General features: G+C 61.9%; 21 protein-coding genes. 9 read left to right on the forward strand and 12 right to left on the reverse strand.

From position 1 onward, the window contains the following. The first annotated feature begins 129 nt into the window (after positions 1-129). Together LOY67_RS15035 and LOY67_RS15040 are read left to right on the forward strand one after the other, a co-directional pair. On the forward strand, positions 130-1,047 hold the full coding sequence (locus tag LOY67_RS15035) for a dihydrodipicolinate synthase family protein (protein ID WP_265063238.1): 918 nt from the start codon (positions 130-132) through the stop codon (positions 1,045-1,047). A gap of 173 nt (positions 1,048-1,220) precedes the next feature. Beyond that, positions 1,221-1,778, forward strand: a complete 558-nt coding sequence (locus LOY67_RS15040) for a DinB family protein (protein ID WP_265063239.1) — start codon at positions 1,221-1,223, stop codon at positions 1,776-1,778. Positions 1,779-1,793: 15 nt separating this feature from the next. Here LOY67_RS15040 and LOY67_RS15045 read toward each other — a convergent pair whose 3' ends face one another. The 3 genes from LOY67_RS15045 to LOY67_RS15055 all read right to left on the reverse strand — a co-directional run bounded on the left by LOY67_RS15045 (position 1,794) and on the right by LOY67_RS15055 (position 3,916). Then, positions 1,794-2,111 (reverse strand): hypothetical protein, encoded by a 318-nt coding sequence (locus tag LOY67_RS15045; protein ID WP_265063240.1) that lies wholly within the window; start codon positions 2,109-2,111, stop codon positions 1,794-1,796. 119 nt (positions 2,112-2,230) lie between these two features. Continuing rightward, on the reverse strand, positions 2,231-3,442 hold the full coding sequence (locus LOY67_RS15050; RefSeq protein ID WP_265063241.1) for a cytochrome c biogenesis protein DipZ: 1,212 nt from the start codon (positions 3,440-3,442) through the stop codon (positions 2,231-2,233). 210 nt (positions 3,443-3,652) lie between these two features. Beyond that, positions 3,653-3,916, reverse strand: a complete 264-nt coding sequence (locus LOY67_RS15055) for a DUF2790 domain-containing protein (RefSeq protein ID WP_265063242.1) — start codon at positions 3,914-3,916, stop codon at positions 3,653-3,655. A 230-nt stretch (positions 3,917-4,146) separates the two neighbouring features. On the opposite strand from LOY67_RS15055, the gene LOY67_RS15060 reads away from it, so the two are divergent. The 3 genes from LOY67_RS15060 (at position 4,147) to LOY67_RS15070 (ending at position 9,141) form a co-directional block, all read left to right on the forward strand. After that, entirely contained in the window at positions 4,147-4,887 is a 741-nt protein-coding gene (locus LOY67_RS15060; RefSeq protein WP_024777760.1) for a response regulator, read from the forward strand. 10 nt (positions 4,888-4,897) lie between these two features. Continuing rightward, positions 4,898-6,220 (forward strand): ATP-binding protein, encoded by a 1,323-nt coding sequence (locus tag LOY67_RS15065; protein WP_265063243.1) that lies wholly within the window; start codon positions 4,898-4,900, stop codon positions 6,218-6,220. 347 nt (positions 6,221-6,567) lie between these two features. Then, positions 6,568-9,141, forward strand: coding sequence for an EAL domain-containing protein (locus LOY67_RS15070; protein WP_265063244.1), 2,574 nt, complete (start codon positions 6,568-6,570; stop codon positions 9,139-9,141). Positions 9,142-9,274: 133 nt separating this feature from the next. Here LOY67_RS15070 and LOY67_RS15075 read toward each other — a convergent pair whose 3' ends face one another. The 3 genes from LOY67_RS15075 to LOY67_RS15085 all read right to left on the reverse strand — a co-directional run bounded on the left by LOY67_RS15075 (position 9,275) and on the right by LOY67_RS15085 (position 11,201). Next, the gene (locus LOY67_RS15075; protein WP_265063245.1) at positions 9,275-10,375 is read right to left on the reverse strand and encodes an alpha/beta hydrolase family protein; all 1,101 of its coding nucleotides are present in this window, start codon (positions 10,373-10,375) and stop codon (positions 9,275-9,277) included. Positions 10,376-10,449: 74 nt separating this feature from the next. After that, positions 10,450-10,890 carry an MAPEG family protein gene (locus LOY67_RS15080; RefSeq protein WP_265063246.1) on the reverse strand — a complete coding sequence of 147 codons (441 nt, stop codon included), beginning with the start codon at positions 10,888-10,890 and terminating at the stop codon, positions 10,450-10,452. Beyond that, positions 10,887-11,201 (reverse strand): DUF2834 domain-containing protein, encoded by a 315-nt coding sequence (locus tag LOY67_RS15085; RefSeq protein ID WP_265063247.1) that lies wholly within the window; start codon positions 11,199-11,201, stop codon positions 10,887-10,889. The genes LOY67_RS15080 and LOY67_RS15085 overlap by 4 nt, the downstream gene beginning before the upstream one ends. Positions 11,202-11,310: 109 nt before the next feature. Here LOY67_RS15085 and LOY67_RS15090 point away from each other — a divergent pair, with 109 nt between their 5' ends. Continuing rightward, complete coding sequence (locus tag LOY67_RS15090; protein ID WP_265063248.1) at positions 11,311-12,129, forward strand: helix-turn-helix domain-containing protein; 819 nt, start codon at positions 11,311-11,313, stop codon at positions 12,127-12,129. Between the two features lie 48 nt (positions 12,130-12,177). Here LOY67_RS15090 and LOY67_RS15095 read toward each other — a convergent pair whose 3' ends face one another. The 5 genes from LOY67_RS15095 to LOY67_RS15115 all read right to left on the reverse strand — a co-directional run bounded on the left by LOY67_RS15095 (position 12,178) and on the right by LOY67_RS15115 (position 18,252). Then, on the reverse strand, positions 12,178-13,224 hold the full coding sequence (locus LOY67_RS15095; protein WP_265063249.1) for a class I SAM-dependent methyltransferase: 1,047 nt from the start codon (positions 13,222-13,224) through the stop codon (positions 12,178-12,180). Between the two features lie 314 nt (positions 13,225-13,538). After that, on the reverse strand, positions 13,539-14,993 hold the full coding sequence (locus tag LOY67_RS15100; RefSeq protein WP_265063250.1) for an amidase: 1,455 nt from the start codon (positions 14,991-14,993) through the stop codon (positions 13,539-13,541). Positions 14,994-15,005: 12 nt separating this feature from the next. Next, positions 15,006-16,280 carry an MFS transporter gene (locus LOY67_RS15105; RefSeq protein WP_265063251.1) on the reverse strand — a complete coding sequence of 425 codons (1,275 nt, stop codon included), beginning with the start codon at positions 16,278-16,280 and terminating at the stop codon, positions 15,006-15,008. Positions 16,281-16,291: 11 nt separating this feature from the next. After that, positions 16,292-17,224: a transporter gene (locus LOY67_RS15110; protein ID WP_265063252.1), complete on the reverse strand. Its 933-nt coding sequence runs from the start codon at positions 17,222-17,224 to the stop codon at positions 16,292-16,294. 71 nt (positions 17,225-17,295) lie between these two features. Further along, entirely contained in the window at positions 17,296-18,252 is a 957-nt protein-coding gene (locus tag LOY67_RS15115; RefSeq protein WP_265063253.1) for a helix-turn-helix domain-containing protein, read from the reverse strand. 248 nt (positions 18,253-18,500) lie between these two features. Here LOY67_RS15115 and LOY67_RS15120 point away from each other — a divergent pair, with 248 nt between their 5' ends. Continuing rightward, positions 18,501-19,445, forward strand: a complete 945-nt coding sequence (locus tag LOY67_RS15120) for a hypothetical protein (protein WP_265063254.1) — start codon at positions 18,501-18,503, stop codon at positions 19,443-19,445. On the opposite strand, the gene LOY67_RS15125 is transcribed toward LOY67_RS15120, so the two are convergent. Further along, a complete protein-coding gene (locus tag LOY67_RS15125) occupies positions 19,421-20,359 on the reverse strand; it encodes a LysR family transcriptional regulator (RefSeq protein WP_320109988.1) in 939 nt (312 codons plus the stop codon). The genes LOY67_RS15120 and LOY67_RS15125 overlap by 25 nt on opposite strands. Before the next feature lie 247 nt (positions 20,360-20,606). On the opposite strand from LOY67_RS15125, the gene LOY67_RS15130 reads away from it, so the two are divergent. Together LOY67_RS15130 and LOY67_RS15135 are read left to right on the forward strand one after the other, a co-directional pair. Continuing rightward, on the forward strand, positions 20,607-21,257 hold the full coding sequence (locus LOY67_RS15130; protein WP_265063255.1) for a response regulator transcription factor: 651 nt from the start codon (positions 20,607-20,609) through the stop codon (positions 21,255-21,257). A gap of 100 nt (positions 21,258-21,357) precedes the next feature. After that, on the forward strand, positions 21,358-21,735 hold the full coding sequence (locus LOY67_RS15135) for a response regulator transcription factor (RefSeq protein WP_265063256.1): 378 nt from the start codon (positions 21,358-21,360) through the stop codon (positions 21,733-21,735). The last annotated feature ends 9 nt before the right edge of the window (positions 21,736-21,744 follow it).

Raw genomic sequence — 21,744 nt, forward strand, 5'->3', positions numbered from 1 at the left:
TCTTTTGATCTTTCACTTGGGACTCAAGTGTCAAGGGAAAGATCGCAGCCTCGCTTCGCTCGACAGCTCCTACACAGCCAGCGGGGATAAATCCCCTCGCCACAAACCATCAACCACCGGAGATAACCCATGAGCAAACGCATCAACTGGAGCGGCGTATTCCCCGCTGTCACCACCCAATTCAACGCTGACTTTTCCATCAACCTGGATAAAACCCATGAGGTCATTTCCAACGTCATTCGTGATGGCGTCTCGGGCCTGGTGGTCTGTGGTTCGGTGGGGGAAAACACCTCCCTCAGTGCCGAAGAGAAAATCGCCGTGACCGAGGTCGCGGTGGACGCCTCCCGGGGCCGGGTGCCGGTGATCTGCGGCGTGGCCGAATTCACCAGCGTGCAGGCGGCCAAGGTCGCCAATGCCGTGCGCAAGGTCGGCGTCGATGGCGTGATGCTGATGCCGGCGCTGGTCTACGGCTCCAAGCCGTTCGAAACCGCCGAGCATTTCCGCTATGTAGCCCGGCATGCCGACGTGCCGCTGATGGTCTACAACAACCCGCCGATCTACAAGAACGACGTAACCCCGGACATCCTGATCTCCCTGGCCGATTGCGACAACGTGGTGTGCTTCAAGGACTCCTCCGGCGACACCCGGCGCTTCATCGACGTGCGCAATGAAGTGGGCGATCGCTTTGTACTGTTCGCAGGCCTCGACGACGTGGTGCTGGAAAGCCTCGCCGTGGGTGCCGAGGGCTGGGTTTCGGGGATGTCCAACGTGTTCCCGAAAGAAGGCGAAACCATCTTCCGCCTGGCCCGCGACGGGCGTTTCGCCGAAGCGATGCCGATCTACGAATGGCTGATGCCGATCCTGCACCTCGACGCCCGCGCCGACCTGGTGCAATGCATCAAACTGTGCGAAGCCATCGCCGGCCGCGGCAGCGCCCTCACCCGTCCACCACGCCTGGCCCTGCCGGAAGAAGACCGGGTGTATGTGGAGCAGATCATGGCCAAGGCCCTGGCGAATCGGCCGGTGCTGCCGGATGTGGGGCTCTGACTACCCATATAAATGAAGCCCCCCTGTGGGAGCGAGCCTGCTCGCGATGGCGGTCTGCCTGGAACGGCTATGCTGGATATGCCACCGTCATCGCGAGCAGGCTCGCTCCCACACTGACCGAGGTGTTATGGAGGACTATCAGCCTGCACATGAACCCCTGTGGGAGGTTTTCCATGAACTATTTCCTGGCCCAGGCCCTGAACAATCAATGGGCCAACCACCGCCTGCTCGGCACCTGCGCGCAGTTGAGCGAGGACGAGTACCTGACGCGGCGCACGGGTTTCTTTCCGTCCATACAAGCCACGCTGTGCCATATCCTGGAAGTGGATCGCTATTACCTTACGGCTCTTGAAGATGATCGTGCCGGTCAGCACCAGGATTTCTCCGAAACCCTGGCCTTTGCCGATCTGGTGCAAAACCAGACCCGCACTGACCAGCGACTGGTAACATTCTGCGAATCCCTACGGGAGAAAGACCTCGCCCGATCTGTCGAGCTGGTACGCGCCGACGGCATGGTGGTGCTCGAGCGGATCGACCGGTTGCTGCTTCACTTGCTCGAGCACCAGATCCATCACCGGGGACAGGTCCACACCATGCTCAGCGACACCGACATCGAGCCCCCACAACTCGATGAGTTCTTCCTCGACTGCGACCGCCGGTTTCGGCAAGCGGAAGAACAGCAGCTGCAGCTCGACGAAGGCCGTGTCTGGCGGGACTATCTGCCCGACTGAACCGGCATGCGTCGGCTATCGGCGCGCCAGCTCGTGACGCACGCACTGTTCGTAGTAGGTCTGTTTGACTGCGGCGGGCTTGAGGCGAGAGGCGCTGTCGTAGGTCTGTTCCGTGATGCCCAGGGCGGTCATGCGCATCCATGGCCGGGGAAACTTGCGCACTTGTAACTTTTTCCGGGCACCGTACAGGGAGACGCCGGAAAGCTTGGAGGCCTGCGCGCCTGCCGCGATGTCTGACCCCCAACGACATACCGACTGCTGGTTTTGCGTCAGCGCCCGGGCCTGGGCTTCGAGCGATACACAGGCCAGGAGCGATGTCGCTACGACCCACATGGCCAAGCCCCACATAGAAAATCGCATAGGTTTGTCGTCCAACGTTCTGAAATGAAAGAAGTTTGACAACCTTAAAACGGACTGGGGGCCAGCACTGGACTGGCCCTTCGCCACAGCGATTACTGGCTCGCCTTGGCCTCCTGCAGCAGTTGCTGAATCACTTGTTCCTGCTCGGCGTACCGACCTTCACCAAAATGGCTGTAGCGCACTTGCCCCTTGGCATCGATGAAGTAATGCGCCGGCCAGTACTGGTTGTTGAAAGCGCGCCAGATCGCATACTGGTTGTCGATCGCCACCGGGTAGTTGATGTCCAGCTTGCGAACCTGCTGGCGCACGTTGTCGATGATCTTCTCGTAGCCGTATTCCGGGGTGTGAACGCCGATCACCAGCAGCCCGTCCTTCTCATACTTCTTGGCCCAGTCGTTCACATGGGGCAGCGTGTGCTGGCAGTTGATGCAGTCGTAGGTCCAGAAATCCACCAGCACCACTTTGCCCTTCAGGGATTCGCTGTTCAGCGGCGGTGAGTTCAGCCATTGCACCGCGCCGTCCAGCGAAGGCATGGCGCCCTGGGACTCGAGGTCTTGCAAGGGTTTGGCGCTGGCCTTGTCGACCAGAAAATCGATGGCCTTGGGCACTTTCTCCAGCAGGCCCTGTTCCAAGGACCCGGCCTGCGCGGAGGACACGCTTGCCAGCAGACGATCGTCGACACCGCTGCCAATCGCCACGGCGGCCAGCAACACCAAGGCCCCGGTGCCCCGGCGCAGCCAGGTGGTGATCGGCAGCGACAGTTTGAGGCGGCTGGTCAGCCCGCGCCCGGCCAGGATCAGCGTCCCCAGCGACAAGGCACTGCCCAGGCCGTAGGCAAGCAGCAACAGGCTGGTTTCGGCACTGGCACCCTGCAACATGGCGCCGGTCAGGATCACGCCGAGGATGGGCCCTGCACACGGCGCCCAGAGCAAGCCGGTGGCGACCCCGATCAATACCGACGCCAGCGGCCCGGCCACCTTCCCGGCACCGGCGTCGACCCGGTTACCCAGGCTCACCAGCGGCCGTGCCAGCCAGGTACCGACCTGACTGAACATCAACGACAGCGCGAACAGCACCATCACCACCAGCGCGACTTGCCGCCCGACATTGCTGGCCCGCAGCACCCAATCGCTACTCACCACCGCCAGGCTCGCCACCAGGGCGAACGTCAGGACCATACCCAGCAGCGTCAGCAATACCGAGCCGGATGAACGATTGGCCCGGGCGAACAGGAACGGCACCACGGGGAGGATACAGGGACTGAGGATCGTCAGGATCCCGCCCAGGAAAGCGATCAGAAGCATGGCATCACCTAAATATCGCAGCGCCGTACTGGATTGCGTAGGAGCTGTCGAGCGAAGCGAGGCTGCGATCTTTTGATCTTTCGCTTGAGATTCAAGTGTCAGGGGAAAGATCGCAGCCTCGCTTTGCTCGACAGCTCCTACAGAGTCCGGATTACGCAGAATAAAGTGTTTAATTACAGTAGGTTATTTAACATTTCTAATTATTTACATTCAGTCTCCGTCATGGCAATTGTCAGACAGCTTGCGGTAGTCCAACGCCTGCTTGTGGCCCGCTGAATCCAGGTAGGTCATGCGAGCGTCCACCACTCCGCAGGTCGGGTCGGCGTCTTCAGTCAGCGACAGCACCTGCTTGACATCCAGGTGAGTGCCGTAGGCATAAGGCTGTGCCTGGACGTTGCTTTCGGCCCGGGCCGACAGGGTGCAGATGTTCAGCGCGGCGAAAAGGCAAGCGGCGTAGATGGCTTTGGTGTTCATGGCGGTGTCCTCGGTTCGTTCAATGGGTGTGTTTTCTGCCGAGGCCTGTTGTTGCCTCGTTGGAAGCCATTGAATGCCCTTGAGGTATCGCGTCTGTATCGAGCCAGGGGGCTTTTTGCATCGCTGTGTATCCGTCGCGCGCCAGATACACTGCAATACAAACCACCGTGAGCCGGGCCCGCCGGCGCCTGTATTCTGCTCACAACGAAACGCCAAGAGGGCTGGACACCATGGATCATGTCGATCACGTGCTGATAGTGGATGACGATCGCGAGATCAGGGAGCTGGTGGGCAACTACCTGAAGAAGAACGGCCTGCGTACCACCGTCGTCGCCGATGGCCGGCAGATGCGCGCCTTTCTGGAAACCACCCCGGTGGACCTGATCGTGCTGGACCTGATGATGCCGGGCGATGACGGCCTGGTGCTGTGTCGGGAACTGCGCGCCGGCAAGCACAAGGCCACGCCGGTACTGATGCTTACCGCCCGCAACGACGAAACCGACCGTATCATCGGCCTGGAAATGGGTGCCGACGATTACCTGGTCAAGCCCTTCGCTGCCCGTGAGCTGTTGGCACGGATCAACGCGGTGTTGCGACGCACCCGCATGTTGCCGCCCAACCTGGTGGTCACCGAAAGCGGTCGATTGCTGGCGTTCGGTCGCTGGCGCCTGGACACCACGGCGCGTCACCTGCTGGACACCGACGGCACCATGGTCGCCCTGAGCGGCGCGGAATACCGGCTGTTGCGGGTGTTCCTCGACCATCCGCAGCGGGTGCTCAATCGCGACCAACTGCTGAACCTGACCCAGGGCCGGGACGCCGATCTGTTCGATCGCTCCATCGACCTGCTGGTCAGCCGCCTGCGCCAGCGCCTGTTGGATGACGCCCGCGAGCCGGCCTACATCAAGACCGTGCGCAGCGAAGGCTATGTCTTCTCCTTGCCGGTGGAAATTCTCGAGGCTTCGACATGAGGGCCTCGACATGAGCCTGCCGCTACGTTGGCCGCGCACCCTCGCCTCGCGGCTGTCGCTGATTTTCCTGATTGGCCTGATCCTGGCCCAGGGCTTGTCGTTCGGCGCCCAGTACTACGAGCGCTACCAGACCGCCAAGTCCACCATGCTCGGCAACCTGGAAACCGATGTCTCCACTTCCGTCGCCATCCTTGATCGCCTGCCTGCCGCCGAACGCCCGGCCTGGCTGCCCCAGCTCACCCGGCACAACTACGGTTACCTGCTCAATGAAGGTCAACCCGGTCAGCCGATGGAGCGTGACAACGCGCCGATCTCGGTGAGTTCGATCGAGGAAGCCATCGGCCAGGCCTATGCCCTGACCTTTACCGACATCCCGGGACCGCAGAAGCATTACCAGGCTCACCTGCGCCTGAGGGACGGCAGCCCGCTGACCATCGACGTCCGCCCGGCCATGATGCCCCTCTCCCCCTGGCTGCCAGTGGTATTGCTGGGACAGTTCGCGCTGCTGATCGGCTGTACCTGGCTGGCCGTGCGCATCGCCGTCGGCCCGCTGACCCGCTTGGCCCAGGCGGTGGAAACCCTCGACCCGAACGCCCACAGCGTGCGCCTGGATGAAAAAGGCCCGACCGAAGTGGTCCACGCCGCCAAGGCGTTCAATGCCATGCAAGACCGCATCGCTGTCTACCTCAAGGAGCGCATGCAGTTGCTGGCGGCGATTTCCCACGATCTGCAGACGCCGATCACCCGCATGAAGCTGCGCGCGGAATTCATGGATGACGGCATCGAGAAGGACAAGCTGTGGAGTGACCTGGGTGAAATGGAACATCTGGTGCGCGAAGGCGTGGCCTATGCCCGCAGCATCCACGGCGCCACCGAGGCCAGTTGCCGCATCAGCCTGGACGCGTTTCTCGACAGCCTGGTGTTCGACTACCAGGACACTGGCCAGGATGTGCAACTGTCCGGAAAGAACGCTGCGGTTATCGATACCCGCCCCCATGCCCTGCGCCGGGTGCTGGTGAACCTGGTGGACAACGCGTTGAAGTTCGGTGGTGCGGCACGGATCGAGGTGCAGGCCAACCCGAACGGCCAACTGGCGATCCAGGTCCTTGACCACGGCCCCGGCATCAACGAGCAGGAACTGGCCGAAGTGCTCAAGCCGTTCTACCGGGTGGAAAGCTCGCGCAACCGTGAAACCGGCGGCACCGGGCTGGGACTGGCCATCGCCCAGCAACTGGCGATGGCCATGGGCGGCTCACTGACCCTGAGCAACCGCGAAGGCGGCGGCCTCTGCGCCGAACTGCGCCTGAGCCACGACGCCTCGCTCGGGCGCTGACCCCAGCCTGACCGACCCACCGCTATCGCGAGCAGGCTCGCTCCCACAGGGGATTTGTGGTGTTCACTACTTTGTGGACGCCCCGGAACCTGTGGGAGCGAGCCTGCTCGCGATAGCGGTGGGTCTGCTTGCAGGGATGTTGAATGTGCCGCCGTCATCGCGAGCAAGCTCGCTCCCACAGGGTTGGGCGGTCCGCCACCTAGGCGCGTTAGCGGCAGTCATCGTGGGGCGCCATCGATACCTGACCGTTTTATCAAGTTATCTGATGTCAGGTCACTTAAGTTAATTGGCCTGACAGCCGATACAGGGGCGTGCGGGATATTTCGCGTTTAGCTGATGACTTGTTTATGACCGATGATGCAGGCAACGACTCCACCGATTTTTCCCCGGGCAAGCCAACCCGAAGTTTCACCCGACGCACCTTCCCGGCCATCATGTTCCTGCTGTTTGCCATGTCCGCGCTGGCTATCGCCGTGCTGCTCAACATCACCAGGGCCCAGGACGAGCGCGCCCGGGAACAGAGCCTGTTTTTCGCCCAAAGGGCCATCGACGGCATTCGCACCGGCATCGGTCGCGACCTGAACGACTACTCCAAGTGGAGTGACGCCTACCGGCATCTGCATGTAAAGGTGGATAAGGCATGGGCCTACGACCAGGAAAACGTCGGCAGTAGCGTCTCTTCGCTCTACGGCTACCAGGCCGTGTTCGTCATCTCCCCCAAGGGCAAAACGGTTTACTCGGTGATCGATGGCGAAATGAGCGAGGCCGATGCCAGCACCTGGCTGGCGGGGGACCTGCAAGGCCTGAGAAAGACTGCCGGCGCTGCGGAAAATCGTGACGAAGTCATCGTCAAGTTGATGCATCACGAGGGCGCACCCGCGTTCGTCGCCGCGTCGGCCATCACCACCGGCACGGACAACAGCGTGCGCGAGATCCCGGGACCGCCGAGCGTGATGCTGTTCGTGAAAGTCCTCGACCCGGTCTCGCTGGAGAACCTGGCCCGGAACTTCGCCCTCCCCGATGCCTACATCGCTCATAAGCCGGGTCCGGACGGCACGGCCGAGTTATCCCTTGGCGACAACATCCACGAGGCCCTGGCATGGCGACCGCCGACTCCCGGCAACGATCTGCGCAAGGCACTGCTGCCCTTTCTGGTGCTGGCGCTGCTGATCCTGGGGATCCTGGCCCTCGCGGTGTTGCGACATGCGCTGATGATGCTTCGCGCCCAGGAACACCAGTACGACAGCCTGCTGGCCCACCGCAAGGCGTTGGAGCGCAGTGAAGAACGCTTCCGCGACATCGCCGAAGTGTCCTCCGACTGGCTATGGGAGGTCGATTCGGCCGGAACATTGACCTATCTGTCGGAACGCTTCGAACAAGTGACCGGGTTCAGTCCCACCGAGTGGCTGGGCAAGCCCCTGCACCGGCTGCTGCATCCCCACGGCGGCTCGATTTCCATTGCCCAATGGTTGCTCAGCGGTGCCAACAACGCATCATCGAACCCGCTGTTGTGCGAGTACACCGCACGCAATCAACGCATACGCACCTGCAAACTCTCGGTCCGGGCCATTGAATCCGGCGCCCTGGGTTTTCGCGGCACCGCCACCGATATCACCGATGAACTGCGGGCATTGGCCCAGATCAAGCACCTGTCCCTGCACGACCCGCTGACCGGGCTGGCCAACCGCAACCGGCTGTTCGATTGCCTCAGCGAGCACCTGGACCCGGCCAACGGCGTGTCGTTGGCGGTGTTGAACCTGGACATGGACCGCTTCAAGCCGGTCAACGACTCCCTTGGGCATGCCGTGGGCGACAAAGTGTTGAAGGAAGTGGCCCATATCCTTCAACAGAACGTGCGCGACTCCGACCTGGTGGCCCGCCTGGGCGGCGACGAGTTTGTCATCGTCATGCCGGAACCGGGCAATGCCCACGACCTCGATCAACTCTGTGGCCGTCTGATCGACTGCATGCAGCGCCCCATGCACCTGGACGGCAATACCCTGTACCTGGGCGTGAGCATTGGGGTGGCCTGGTCGCAACCCGGTGACCGCCGTGCCGATGAACTGTTGCGCCAGGCCGACATTGCCTTGTATGCGGCCAAGGCAGCCGGTCGCAACACCTGGCGCGTCTACGTGGAAGCGATGGGTAACGTCGCCCGTGATCGCCGACGCTATGAACAGCAACTGCGCGACGCCATGCACCGGGACCAGTTGGAACTGCGTTACCTGCCACGCTTCGATGTCAACGCCGAGCAGTTGTACGGCTTTGAAGCCCAGACGTTCTGGCACCATCCTGAAAAGGGTGAACTGGGCGGTGACGACTTCATTCCGGTTGCCGAAGCGTCAGGCCAGTTGGAGGAGCTGGGGACATGGATGCTGATCAACGTCTGTGAGGAAGCGGCGAGCTGGCCGACACCGGTCAACGTCTCCGTCGCGGTGTCGCCGAAATGGTTCGGCAGCAGCTTCTTGCTCAATCAAGTGCAGACAGCCCTAGAGGCGAGCGACCTGGCCCCCCATCGACTGACCCTGGAAGTGGCCGAGGGCATTCTGCTGGTCGACCACAAGACCGTCGCCGACACCCTGCATGCCCTCAAGGGCCTGGGGGTGCGGATCAACATCGACAAGTTCGGCACCAACATCGCATCCCTGCGCGAAGTCCTGAACCAGCCGTTCGACGGCATCCGCTTCGATCGCAATATCCTCTCGCAACTGGGCCTGGAGCATGATCACGAAGGCGTCCTGGCGATGATCCGGCTGAGCCGCAGCGTGGGCCTGATGGTCACCGCCGAAGGCATCGAGAACGCCCGGCAATTCAGACAACTGCGCAGCGTGGCCTGCGACCATGTCCAGGGCCCCTACTTCGGCTCGGCACTGGCCCGTTCGGAAATGGCCTCGTTCTTCACCACGCCCCGGTGGCTATGAAGCCTATCCAGACAGTCCAGATGTGGGAGCGGGCTTGCTCGCGATAGCGTCAGCCCAGCCAACATCACGCAAGCTGATCCACCGCTATCGCGAGCAGGCTCGCTCCCACAGGGCTTCGGGACTATCTATAGACTCAATCGTCCCGCTCGTCCTCGATCAACTGCCATTCGGGCAGCAGGTGGGTGTGTGCCTCCTGGCTGCCTGGTGGTTGCGCGAGAAACTCGGCAATCAGCGACGTAATCTGCTGTTGGATCACCTCGCGCGGACGACCATTTTCGCCGTCCTGGCAAATGATGCCATCGCCGGGTACGTCTTCTTCCAGCAAGGCTTGCGCGCCAGGTTTGCACATCGACAGGAAGCTGAAATGGCTTGCGTCGCTGATTTCGATGTAACGGCTGGACACAGCGGGCAGGCGTTTCGCCAGGTTGGCGGACTCTAACTGGGCGGGAAGATCGTCGGACGGTACACCGGCAGCGATCACCAGCGTGGGTACCGGCAGCGCCGCAAGGCTTGCATCGGTTAGGCCTCGTGAAAGGCCCAGGTCCAATGTGACCACAGCAGTGATGCGTTCATCGCGCCAGTCGGCGGCCAGCGCGGCCTTTGATTCTGGGGACCTCACGGGGTTTATCTGTCCGTAAACGGTGCAGCTGCTCAACTGTGGATGGACTTTGCAGTCTTGGGCAAAGCGGTCTGGGTCAAAGCGAGCACCCGCAATCTCCAGGGCCGTCCAGCCCCCCAGGGAATGGCCCACTACAGCCACTCGGCGCTTCGCGACCAGGCCAAACTTTTCAGGTTGAGTGGTGACCGCATCAATGACCCGGCGCAGATCGGCCGGACGTTGCCATAACTGCGCCGCTGCCTGAGGACTACGGTCATGGGTCGTGGTACCGGGATGGTTGACCGCAGCAACGATGTAGCCCCGATGAGCCAACGCACTGGCAAGCCAGGTCTGGTTGCCCCAGTTGCCCCTGTATCCGTGGGAAAGCACCACCAATGGATGCTCGCCAGCGATGGGCGGCGCGTTACGAACGGCAGCATTACCGACAAAGACCACGTCATCAGCGATCATCTGCGCGATCGCGGTGGTTGCACTTGGGTACCAGACAATCATCTCCAGCGCACGGTCATTATCCGTGTCCGGCAATGTCGAAGCGTAGAAGCCGACAGGGCTTTCGTCAGCGACTGCGATGGCAGTCAGGCAGGTGAGAAACAGGCCACCTAAAGCTGCTTTCAATGTTGTTATCTTCCTTGATCAGAAAAAGTGTGGAAAATGGCTCCGCGCTGCTGGGCACTTGATAAGCCCGAAGCCTATGGAGCGTTGCAACCCATCAACACCTTCACCGTAACCATACCGGCCAGCCCTATCAGGCACAGAATGCCGATACCGTAACTCACCGTTCTCCATGGTTGCCAGCTTGCCAGGTAGGTGACTGTGTGCAGGAACCTGGCAATTGTAAACAGTACACTCAGCCAAAAGGTCAAGACGCCGGGTACATCAAGTGCGATAGCCAGCCCACCCATCGCGATGAACATCGGGATGTTTTCCAGATCGTTCCTCCAGGCCCCCATGGCCCGGATGACTTCCGGCCGTTCCTCGGCATGGGCTGATCGCTTGAAAAAAGCGGCGTCTTCCTGATTTGTGAATGCATTGAAACGGAGACGGACGTAACCCTGATAACAAGAGATCAGCAGCATCTTCAGGAACAGTGCCACTACACAGAGGGCGTAAGCAGACATGACGGTGCTCATACCCTGTGCCTCCCCGCAATTCCCTTGACCGCGAGATACAGCAGTGGCCCCACAGAAACGAACACTGCCGTGATCAACAGGTAGGGTATTACGCCAAGTAACGTGCCGCCGCGCAGGCGCGTATCGTTAACCATCCAGACACACGCCAGCGCAGCCATCAAATAGAGATCGATGACGACTTGTGCTGTATCGGGCCGAGACATCAACTGAAGGCCGAAGGCGATAAGCGACTGGTCAGCCATCGCCATCGTCCAGCCGGTATAAACCACGAAAGTCACTAATACCACTGACGCGAAGCAACTGGCCCTCATCTTCTTCTCCCTGGCGAATGATCTCCCTCACCGTAGTGGTAGAGTCGCCCATGCCTCAATGACCTGACAGGTCATAGACGCTTCCCACAAGGACAGTCAGAGTCGAAGCATGAGCCCTAAACCTTTCCATTCGACAAGCCCGGTTGCCTGTACATCCGCCGGAGAACAACTGCGCCGGCTACGCCGCCAGGCGGGGCTTAGCCAACTGGAGCTTGCACTACTCGCGGGTGTATCCCAGCGTCACCTCAGTTGTGTGGAGACGGCTCGCGCCAAGGCGAGTCCCAGCACTCTTCATGCCCTTCTTTCAGCACTGGACGTTCCCCTGGAACATTGCAATGACGTATTTCTCGCGGCAGGCTTTGCGCCCCGCTACGTTGCGTCCGCCCCCGACGCTCCCGTGATGAAAATGGTGCATGACGCGGTAGATCACATCCTGCAGGCCAACAATCCGGCCCCGGCCATCGTCATCACCAGCAACTGGGATATCGTCGCAGCCAATGCCAGCACCGGCCTGCTGCTCGCCATGCTCGGCATCGAAGCAGACACCCAGTCGGGCCTGAACCTTCTGGACACCCTGCTGCGCCCCGGAGGCCTGGGAGATCATCTGCTCAATGCGAACGAGATACGCGCAATCGCCTGGCAACGTGCAGCCAGGGAAGCGGTGAGCAACCCAGAGCTGGCTCGCCTCCTGCGGGAAATGCCAGGTTTTCAGCCCCTGCCATTGAACACGACGCCCCCCCCTGTGGTGTTGACCCGGGTGCGCCATGAACACGGCGAGCTGAAATTCCTGTCCACCTTTACCACGTTCGGGATGCCGCTCGACATCACAGTCGAGTCACTGCGCATCGAGCACTTGATCCCGGCTGACAGAGAAACGTGGGAAATCATGTCAGCAGCGTTCAACGAGTGGGCGGCGAAGACAAAATAGAAGGCCGTGCACAGATCCTCAACCCGTACACGGCCCATCCCTGCACGCTTACTTGCGAGCCTCCAGGATCAGGTTGAAAGGCGTCTCCGTTGCACGACGGAAGTGTTTGAAACCCGCCTCGGTGAATACCTCCCGTAACCTCGCCTCCCCGGCCTGTGCACCCAAGCCCAAGCCTACCTCCTGGGACAGCGAGTTCGGTGTACAGATGAAGGTGGAAGCGGCATAGAACAGTCGTCCGACGGGGGTCATGTTCTCGTCCAGCGTGTCTTTGGCATAGGGCTCGACAAGCAACACCGTACCGTCTGCCTTCAGCGACCGATAGGCATGCTGCGCGGCACCGACCGGGTCGCCCATGTCGTGCAGGCAATCGAAGTAGCAGACCAGGTCGTAATCGTCCCCCGGGAAGTCCTTCGCGGTATTTTGGGCAAAGTTGACGCGGTCGGCGACGCCACCCTCTTCGGCACGTTGCGTCGCCGCGGTAATGGAGGGTGCATGGTAGTCAAACCCTACAAAGCGCGAGGCTGGGAAGGCTTGTGCCATGACGATGGTCGAAGCACCGTGCCCACAGCCGATATCTGCCACCTTGGCGCCAGCGGTGAGCTTATCGACGACCCCTTCCAGCGCCGGCAACCATTGCGACACCAGATAAGACTTGTACCCGGGCCGGAAAAAGCGTTCGGTACCGTGGAACATGCAGGGGTGGTGGTCACCCCAGGGCAGTCCTCCATCTCCGCGCATGGCCGCCACGAGTTTGTCCTTGTCGTGGAACATCGACGCGACCACCATGACGCCGCCTGCCACGTACACCGGTGAATCCTCGATGGCCAGCGCCAATGCCTGTTCTTCAGGCAGGACGAACTGCCCCTCGTGATGTTCCATGTACCCGGATGCCGCGTGAGCGCTGAGCCATTCCCGAACCAGTCGCGGATTGCAGCCTGTCCTGGACGCGAGTTCCTGAGGGGTGACCGGCCGGCTATCCGCCATGGCTTTGTACAACCCGAGCTCATCGCCAAGAATCACATTGGCGAGCATTGCCGAGGCGCCCATATCGGACACCAGCTTGCCCATGAACTCGTTGAGTTTTGCCTCGTCCATTACGTACCCTCCTGTGCGAAGGCCACCGTCGACACGGGCATGCAGGACCTGAACACTGTTGCGGTGGTCGGATGGATTGACACACGGCTGCGCGTTGCTGCGTCACCGAGTGTGGAACGCCTGGCAAACGCGGGAGCGCCCGCCTGGCTACCCGCGCAACGATCTGCGCAGGATATTCAGTCTAATCCTGGAGCAGCGTTCAGGTTTTCTGACGCGACACTCGGCAGCGATTGCGGGACCCTGGTTTTTTTCCGACGCCCGCCCCCTGGAGGTGGCGGGCATCGTGAGCAAGCGCTGCGTCTACTTAACCAGGTTCACCAACACGCATTCACCGCCGGCACCCGCCCCCGCCACGGCTGGGCCCGCTCCAGTTGCGCGGCCAGGGCCAGCAACGTGCCCTCCTCGCCAAAGCGTCCGGCAAAATGCGCCCCCATCGGCAGGCCCCGGGTGCTCCAGGACAACGGCACCGACATCGCCGGCTGACCACTGGCATTGAACAACGCCGTGAACGGCGAGTAGCTGTGGTACCGCTCAAGCAACTGGTCGAGGCTCATGCACACATCCTGGATGTCCAACTCGCCAATCGGTGCCGGCTCACGGGTCAGGACCGGGGTGAGGATCAGGTCGTAATCCTGCATGAACAACGCCAGTTGCCGGCCCAGGGCATGTATCCACTCCACGGCGGCCGCGTACTGGGCACCGCTGACGTTGCCCTTGTCCCGCAGGATGATCCGGGTGCGCACTTCCAGTTCTTCGGCCTGGACCGCGAAGCCGCGCATCTGGCCCAGCAGATCGACGTAGTGGCGAGTGCTTGCACCGATGATGGTGAACACCTGGTCGAGAAATTCCGGCAACACCACCGGCAGGCTCACCGGCTCGACACGATGCCCCAGGGATTCGCACAACCGTGCCGCCTCGCCCACCGCTCGCACGCTTTCCGGCGACGTCGGCCAGGGGCCGAGCTGCTCGACCAGGGCGATGCGCAGCGGCTTCGGATCGCGCTGCACTGCCGTCACGTAAGGCAACGCCTGCACCGGTGCTGCATAGGGCGCGCCGAGGTCCATCCCGACGGTAGCATCCAACAACGCCGCGCTGTCACGCACCGACAAGGTGATTGCATGGGGCGTGCCCATCCCCGCCCAGCCTTCACCCACGATCGGCCCCGACGGCAACAGGCCACGGCTGGGCTTGAGGCCGAATACGCCGCAGCAGGACGCCGGCACTCGCAATGAACCGCCACCATCGTTGCCATGGGCGAATGGCACCACCCGGGCCGCCACCAACGCCGCCGCGCCGCCGCTGGAGCCACCGGCACTGAAATCGGTGTTCCACGGGTTGCGCGTGGCGCCGAAACGCGTGGATTCGGTGGAGTACGACGTGCCGAACTCCGGCGACGTGCTGGTGCCCATCAACTGGCAGCCTGCCCGCCGCAGACGCGTCACGACTTCCGCCTCGAAATCCGCTCGAGCGGGACCCAGGGAGCGGGAGCCGTTGGTCATCGCCGCACCGTTGACCGGTGAAAACAGGTCCTTGATCAACGTTGGTACGCCGGCCAACGGACCCTGCCCCATTTGCGGTGTCTGCGCCGCTTGCCGTGCCGAGTCGTACAAGCGCTCGGCCACGGCATTGAGTTGTGGCTCGACCCGTTCCAGGCGCTCGATGGCGACCTCGAGCAATTCATCGGGCCGAACCTCGCCACGCCGGACCCACTCGGCCAGCCCCATGGCGTCTTCGCGATCCATCAACTGGTGGATGTCTTGCATACTCATGCTTCAGATTCCTTATTCATGACGATTGGCGTGAGCCGGACGCGTTGAATCGACAGCGTTCGCGTGGACGTGGCCTCGGGTGCGCAGACCGGCAATCACCCAGAGCAATGCCGCGGCAAGGCCGGCGAAGGCCATCCATTGAATGGCGTGGCGCAGGTCCCCGGCGAAGGCAATCACAGAGGCCACCACCAGCGGGCTGACGAACTGGCCGATGTAGAGAAACGAGGTGAATCCGCCCAATCCCCGGCCACGGGTGCTGGCGGTCAGGGCATTCATCACCGGCGCCATCACATTCGGCACCAGCAACCCGGAGCCCAGGCCCTGGATGAAGACCGCCACCAGCACCGCGTTGTAGCTCTGCCCCCGCATCAGCAGCCATAGACCCAGGCCTATCAGGCCCAGCAACAAGGCGTTGCAGCCGGCGACACCCAAGCGGCGCCGCAACAACGGCCACATCAGCGAACCACCCAGGGTCGCCAGCAGGCTCAAGCCCGCCGCCAGGCCGATCATCGTGCTCGACGTGATGCCGAGGCTGACCAGCAACATCGGCGCCTGGACCGGCACGACGAACGTCAGGACCATGCCACCCAGGATCATCAGGTAGCCGACCACCAACTGCCGCACCGCGACCCGGGTCGGCCCGGTCTCATCGACCGGCTGCTGAACCACTTGGCGCCTCGCCAGCGGCGGTTCCCACAGCACCTTCACCATCGCCGGTACCAGCAGCAACGGCAGGAGATAGAGCAAGAACGGTGAACGCCACGAGTGCTCCCCGAGCGCCCCGCCCACGACGAAGAACAGCGCGCCTACCAGGCCGATGGTCACCACCTGCCGGTTGACGTAGCGCAAGCGCTCCTCGCCGTGCCAATAGTCGGCGATCAGGGTGGCGCAGCAAGTCATGACCGCCGCTTCGGTGCAGCCGAACAGCAGCCTTGTGCCGACAATCGCAGGCAGGCTGTCGAGCAGCGCCGGCAACGCACCGAGCAAGGCATAGAGCAAAGTGGCAAGCACCAGCAGCGCTTTGCGCCCAACGCGATCGGCCAGCCAACCGGCCAGGGGCGCGCACAGGGCAATCGCCAGGGCCGGCCCGGTGACCGCCAGCGGCACGAGCAGATCGGCACGCGGTTCGACGGGGCCGAATTCGGCGCCCAACCGAGGCAGGATCGGCGCAACCATGACCGAGCCCATGATGGTCAGGCTGCTGCCCAGCATCAGCACCAGGCCCTCACGCCGACCGGCCTGGCGCGACGGGGTCGCGGCCGTTGAAACGGAACTTGATTGGTTCATGGCGAGCCCCTTCAGAAACTTTGAGAGATACGCAATGCCGCGGTGTAGCCCTCGGCACGGTTACGCGCGTCGAACTCCTTGTAGACGTGCAGCCAGACCGGTGGAATGCCGGGCTTGAAGTAACTCACCGCCGGCCCGACAGCCATCACCCGGGCGCGATTGCCGCTCTCCAGTCCCGGCGCATCGTCATCGGTGAACTGGCGGTAGTAGTAGCCGCCCACCCCCATGGTCCAGGGCCCGACGTGCTGGCCCACGGCGAACTCGTGGCGGTACTCGACGCCGCTCTTGTAGTCGGTGGCGTTGTTGCGGGTATTCACGTCGACTTCAAAGCTTGAGGACACCTCAAAGCCGCTGTCGGACAGGTAGGTGGCGTTGACGATCGGCGAGAACGTCCAGTGGTTGAGCCCTGGAGAAATCAGGCGATTCTTGTCGTAGTCGCCGGTGGGTGCCTGGATCTGGAACTGGGTGTTGACGAACAGATTCGGCGACAGGGTCCATTGCAGGATCAGCGGCAGGAACTGGACGTCCGCCAGACGAAACGGATCGGCCTCAAGGTCCAGCGGGCCGATGGGTGTCTGCACCTGCACCGAGGCGTCCATCTTGAAGAATGGCACCACGGTGCCGAAGCCATACTTGGCGCCCAGCACGGTGTAATCGGTCATGCGCATGTAGGCGACGCCGATGGACAGCACGTCCAGGGAGAAGTTGTTGTCCTGGGAGTTACCGTGGCGATCTTTCTGCACATTGGCTGAGTAAAACGCCGTGCGCAGGCCGACGGTCCCGAAGGGCGTGGCCGGCGGCATCATGCCCGCACCGAAGTCATAGACCCCGACCGCCGTGGTCGGTGCGCCATTTTCGGTGCCATGGGCGCCGGCGCAGAGGCCGAGCATCCCCAGGGTCAACCACGTAAAGCGCAAGACGTTTGTTTTCTTATTCTGATTCATCGAATGCCCCTTCCGACCGTATGGTGGTGGGGTCATCCTAGGGAGCCGGTGCCGTCAGCCGTTATCCGTTTTCAGCACAGATGCGTGCGACGCAGGGTTTGCGAAGGTGTTTCGCCGAACAGCACCCGATAGTCGCTGGAAAACCGGCTCAGGTGCCAGAAACCCCAGCGCGCCGCCACCTCCTGCACCCCTTGGACCTGATCGCCGCTGCGCAGTTCACGGCGCACGGCATTGAGACGCAACGCCCGTAAATAGGCCACGGGGTTGATGCCCAGGGTTTCCTGGAAGCAATACTGCAATTTGCGCCGGCTGGCGCCGATGTGGTTACACAGGTCAAGGATCGACAGCGGCTCGTCGACGTGGGCCAGCGCGTACTCCCGGGCCCGGTCGACCATGCGTTTGCGCGCCGTGGGGCTGAGGGGCGGCGCCTCATCCGGAGCCACCAGTTCCAGCAGGTGGAGCATCACCGTATCCCGCAGGCCACGGCGGATCGACTCGTACCCCAGCAGTGAGTTCCGCCTCTGGTCGCTTTCCAACTCAGCGAACAATGTCGCCAACTCAGCCGGCAGTGTCGAGTCGCCGAGGCGGTAACACTTGGGAAGATCGGTAATTCGAAAACGACTGCCCTGGCGTTCCAACACATGGGCCAGCGCCTGCTCGTCGATGGCGACACCCAGCACATCAAGATGCTGGGGCGTACGCAGTTCAGGCAAATTGTGCCCACGGGCCACCAGCAAGCTGGGTTCGAGGATCGGATGCCCGCAGCAAACGACCGGACCGTCCGCCACCAGTGGCATGCTGAAGGTGATTGCCCCTTCCCAGGCCGTCCCGCGCTTGGTCATGGCCTGATTAGAGCGGTCGCGCACCAATTGCATCCAGTCGGAACGGAACTCGATCAACTCGCCTTCGAAGCGTCCGGGGGTCAACTGGTCGTAACTGACCTGCCAACCGCCCATGTTGCGGGCATGCTCGTCGATGTCGCCGGTACGGAACCGATTGACCGGTGCCGCGATGCTGTTGTTATTCATTGACCCGACCTTCATCGATTTCCTCGGCTTATGAACCAAAGATCAGGCAAGTTCCATTCCGCCTCCCAGGCAAACCGGACAATTGTGCCGAAAACGGATAATCGGCCGGGAATGGATCCCTCCTGCTGAGCAACTCCGGATGCAAGACAGCGCCGGGTTGTGACGAGGCTTTGGGATTGCGCGGATATCTGTGATTGTGTTGATCACGGCGACGTCCCAACGATGACTTCAGGAAGATGATTTCGTCCATGAGCAATGATCCCTACACACAGTTCAAGCGTTTCCAGACCCCTGACCCAGCCATCGGCCCGCGGGAACAGGCGCCAATGCTCGCCCAGGAGCTGGCCTGGGCCCGGGTCTATGCGGCCCATCACCGTTTCGACTGGCTCGTGGTGCTGATGGCGCCGCTGTGCTTCGGCCCCCTGCTGCCGCCCATCGCATTACTCCTGGGGGTGTTGCTCTATCGAACGCTGTTCGTCCCCGGCCCGGACCTGGACCTCATCATCGGTGAGTCCCTTGGCTGGCTGGTGGTTCCGATGCTGCTTTCCACGACGGCCTGGGCGCTGTGCAATTTCCTGCGGGACAAACACGACCCGACCATACGCTACTGGCAGTCCCTGCCGGACCAAGGACGGATCGAGCTTGAGCGCCATACCCTGGTCTCAGGTTTCTGCCTGTGGTCCAACGACTATGACCCGGACTGCAACACCCTCATGCTCTGGGTCAACGATAAAATCGAGCACGTGCAAGACAGCGGTGTAGCGCAGTGGATCCTGGCCAAGACCGAGGCGGGGCACTGGCTGGTGCTCAAGGAGCAGTTCCCGGGCAACTTCACTTATGATCGGATTGGGCAAACGCCTGCGCCGGGCAAGCTGCTTCAACCACGCGAGCAGCTGGCGATTGCCTTTGCCCCCGGCACCAACCTGCCACTGGGCCGGCGTTTCGACGGCGCACCGATTCCCTTGATCGACACGTCGTACTGGTTGTCTGGCGATGAACTCAAGCGCCTTGCCGAGGCCGCCCATCACTGGACCTTTTTCCCTCCGGAGCGCTACGCCGTGATCAACGAGCAGGATGCCGGATGGGTACAGCGGCTGGTGACGAAGGCGCAAGCCCACGTCGACCCCGAGGGATACGCTCCGAAAGGGGATCAGCCAGCCCGCAACGCTCAAGCGACCTTCCTCGACTCTTGATGCTCGGCGTGCTCAACCACGAACGCGCTGCAACGGGAGCGTAGCCAGCACTCTCCCGGATCATTGTGAGAAGCACCGCCCCAGACCATCGACAACGCGTGCTCAGGCAGGCGGATCGGTGCCGGTTCGGCCCTCAGGCCAGTGCCCATCGCCATTGCCTGGGCCACATAGTCCGGCACGATGGCGATCATGTCGCTGTGGGCCAGCAACACGGGCAAGGCGCTGAACTGTGGCACGGTCAGCACCACCCGGCGTTGGCGCCCGATCAGGTTCAAGGCGCGATCCGAGTCGTCGATGACATTGCCCATGGACGACACCACCGCGTGGGGCCGACAGCAGAACTCGTCCAGGCTCAGTTCGCCGGGCTGCGAATCGGCCCGCAGCAGCATCGGTCGAATCTGGCGCAAGTCCTTGCGCCGGGCGTTGGCCGGCAACTCCAGGGTATGGCTGATGCCGAGGGTGATTTCCCCGCTGATCAGCAACTGGGACATTTGCCATTGATCAGCCCGGCGCACCACCAAAGTCGTGCCCGGTGCCTCGACCCGCAGGCGGCGCAACAGGTCCGGCAGCAACGCGTATTCAACGTCATCGGACAGTCCGATATGAAAGGTCGCCTCACTGGTGCTCGGATCGAACGCCTGGCAGCGGCTCAGGGCAGCGGCGATGCCATCCAGCGCCGGGCTCAGGTTGGAAAATATCTCATGGGCCCGCGATGTCGGCTCCATCAAGCGGCCCGAACGGATGAACAAGGGGTCATCGAACATCAGTCGCAAGCGCGCCAGTGCACTGCTGATTGTCGGTTGACCGAGAAACAGCTTGTCACCGACACGACTGACATTTCGCTCATGCATCAGGGTTTCGAAGACAACCAGCAGATTGATGTCAGCACGACGCAGGTCATTTCTGTTCATCATAGTAGCCGTCCCAGGCGCCAGGCCATTGAGTCAGAGTGGACAGAATCGTCGCCGGCCCTTTCATCGAGACGCACCGGCGACGGTATGCCGGCAGGTTAAGCCCGCAGCCGCCCGCTGTCTGTTGTACCTAGGGACTATCCATTCAACCTTTAGGCAAGCTCACCGATACTTCGGTATGCAGCGCTTCAGGGCCGTGGCAGAATTTCAGGGTTTATGTCCTATCTGCATGATTTGCTTCGGAAACCCAATGACGCCAACCCACTCCACCTGCCAGGCCATCAACGACGAGCCGCTCGTCTATATCGTCGACGACGATCAACCGCTGCGCGAAGCCCTCGGCAGCCTGTTGCGTTCCATTGGCCTACAGGTCGCCTTGTTCGGCTCGGTGGCGGAGTTCATGCAACACCCTCGTCCCGACCAGCCCAGTTGCCTGGTGCTGGATGTACGACTGCGGGGTACCAGCGGCCTGGACTTCCAGGAGCAACTGGCAACGGCCAATATCAACCTGCCGATCGTGTTCATGACCGGCTATGGCGATATCGCCATGACGGTAAAGGCCATGAAAGCCGGGGCGGTGGACTTCCTGAGCAAACCGTTCCGGGAGCAGGACCTGATCGATGCGGTGTCCACCGCTCTCCAGCGCGACCGGCTGCGCCGCGAGTCCGACCGTAGCCGTCAGGAGCTCCAGGACTGCTACGCCACCTTGACGGCCCGGGAACAACAGGTGATGGCCCTGGCCGTATCGGGCTTGATGAACAAACAGATCGCCGGGGAAATCGGCCTGAGTGAAATCACGGTCAAGATTCACCGAGGCCAGGCCATGCGCAAGATGTGCGCGCGCTCGTTCGCCGATCTGGTGCGCATGGCCCAGGCGCTGGAGATGCACCGCGCCGGTTGAAGGTTCATACCCAGGTATAACTTGGCGGGGTGACAGGACAAGGTATCTTGCAGGGAAGACGGGGCCTTTATGGCGACCTGACATCACCTTCGGTACCTAAATGTCCAATACCGCAATTATTTCAGTGGTCGATGATGATGAGTCCGTTCGAGTCGCATTGGATGGTCTCTTACGCTCCAGCGGCTATACCGTTCGAACCTATGCCAACGCGTTGGACTTCCTGGCCTCCAGCGGCCCCGAACAGACCGCCTGCCTGATCTCGGATATCAGGATGCCCGGCATGAGCGGCATCCAGATGTATAACGAACTGGCCACCCAAGGCATTCACATCCCGGTCATTTTCATCACCGGCCATTGCGCCCCGATGCCCCGCGTCAAGGCTGGCGCAGCAGAGCCGGTGGCGTTCTTCCCCAAGCCGTTTCGCTGCGCGGAACTGATCGCCAGCATCGAGTCGGTGCTCAATCGCCCGGTTGACTGAATCCACCCA

Source organism: Pseudomonas sp. B21-056, assembly GCF_026016325.1.
Classification (GTDB): Bacteria; Pseudomonadota; Gammaproteobacteria; order Pseudomonadales; family Pseudomonadaceae; genus Aquipseudomonas.

What these genes read in the sequence shown, in the direction of transcription:
- LOY67_RS15035 (WP_265063238.1), top strand. Translation starts at nt 130, where the DNA reads ATGAGCAAACGCATCAACTGGAGCGGCGTATTCCCCGCTGTCACCACC.
- LOY67_RS15040 (WP_265063239.1), top strand. Translation starts at nt 1,221, where the DNA reads ATGAACTATTTCCTGGCCCAGGCCCTGAACAATCAATGGGCCAACCAC.
- LOY67_RS15045 (WP_265063240.1), bottom strand. Translation starts at nt 2,111, where the DNA reads ATGTGGGTCGTAGCGACATCGCTCCTGGCCTGTGTATCGCTCGAAGCC.
- LOY67_RS15050 (WP_265063241.1), bottom strand. Translation starts at nt 3,442, where the DNA reads ATGCTTCTGATCGCTTTCCTGGGCGGGATCCTGACGATCCTCAGTCCC.
- LOY67_RS15055 (WP_265063242.1), bottom strand. Translation starts at nt 3,916, where the DNA reads ATGAACACCAAAGCCATCTACGCCGCTTGCCTTTTCGCCGCGCTGAAC.
- LOY67_RS15060 (WP_024777760.1), top strand. Translation starts at nt 4,147, where the DNA reads ATGGATCATGTCGATCACGTGCTGATAGTGGATGACGATCGCGAGATC.
- LOY67_RS15065 (WP_265063243.1), top strand. Translation starts at nt 4,898, where the DNA reads ATGAGCCTGCCGCTACGTTGGCCGCGCACCCTCGCCTCGCGGCTGTCG.
- LOY67_RS15070 (WP_265063244.1), top strand. Translation starts at nt 6,568, where the DNA reads ATGACCGATGATGCAGGCAACGACTCCACCGATTTTTCCCCGGGCAAG.
- LOY67_RS15080 (WP_265063246.1), bottom strand. Translation starts at nt 10,890, where the DNA reads ATGAGCACCGTCATGTCTGCTTACGCCCTCTGTGTAGTGGCACTGTTC.
- LOY67_RS15085 (WP_265063247.1), bottom strand. Translation starts at nt 11,201, where the DNA reads ATGAGGGCCAGTTGCTTCGCGTCAGTGGTATTAGTGACTTTCGTGGTT.
- LOY67_RS15090 (WP_265063248.1), top strand. Translation starts at nt 11,311, where the DNA reads ATGAGCCCTAAACCTTTCCATTCGACAAGCCCGGTTGCCTGTACATCC.
- LOY67_RS15095 (WP_265063249.1), bottom strand. Translation starts at nt 13,224, where the DNA reads ATGGACGAGGCAAAACTCAACGAGTTCATGGGCAAGCTGGTGTCCGAT.
- LOY67_RS15100 (WP_265063250.1), bottom strand. Translation starts at nt 14,993, where the DNA reads ATGAGTATGCAAGACATCCACCAGTTGATGGATCGCGAAGACGCCATG.
- LOY67_RS15105 (WP_265063251.1), bottom strand. Translation starts at nt 16,280, where the DNA reads ATGAACCAATCAAGTTCCGTTTCAACGGCCGCGACCCCGTCGCGCCAG.
- LOY67_RS15110 (WP_265063252.1), bottom strand. Translation starts at nt 17,224, where the DNA reads ATGAATCAGAATAAGAAAACAAACGTCTTGCGCTTTACGTGGTTGACC.
- LOY67_RS15115 (WP_265063253.1), bottom strand. Translation starts at nt 18,252, where the DNA reads ATGAATAACAACAGCATCGCGGCACCGGTCAATCGGTTCCGTACCGGC.
- LOY67_RS15120 (WP_265063254.1), top strand. Translation starts at nt 18,501, where the DNA reads ATGAGCAATGATCCCTACACACAGTTCAAGCGTTTCCAGACCCCTGAC.
- LOY67_RS15125 (WP_320109988.1), bottom strand. Translation starts at nt 20,359, where the DNA reads ATGATGAACAGAAATGACCTGCGTCGTGCTGACATCAATCTGCTGGTT.
- LOY67_RS15130 (WP_265063255.1), top strand. Translation starts at nt 20,607, where the DNA reads ATGACGCCAACCCACTCCACCTGCCAGGCCATCAACGACGAGCCGCTC.
- LOY67_RS15135 (WP_265063256.1), top strand. Translation starts at nt 21,358, where the DNA reads ATGTCCAATACCGCAATTATTTCAGTGGTCGATGATGATGAGTCCGTT.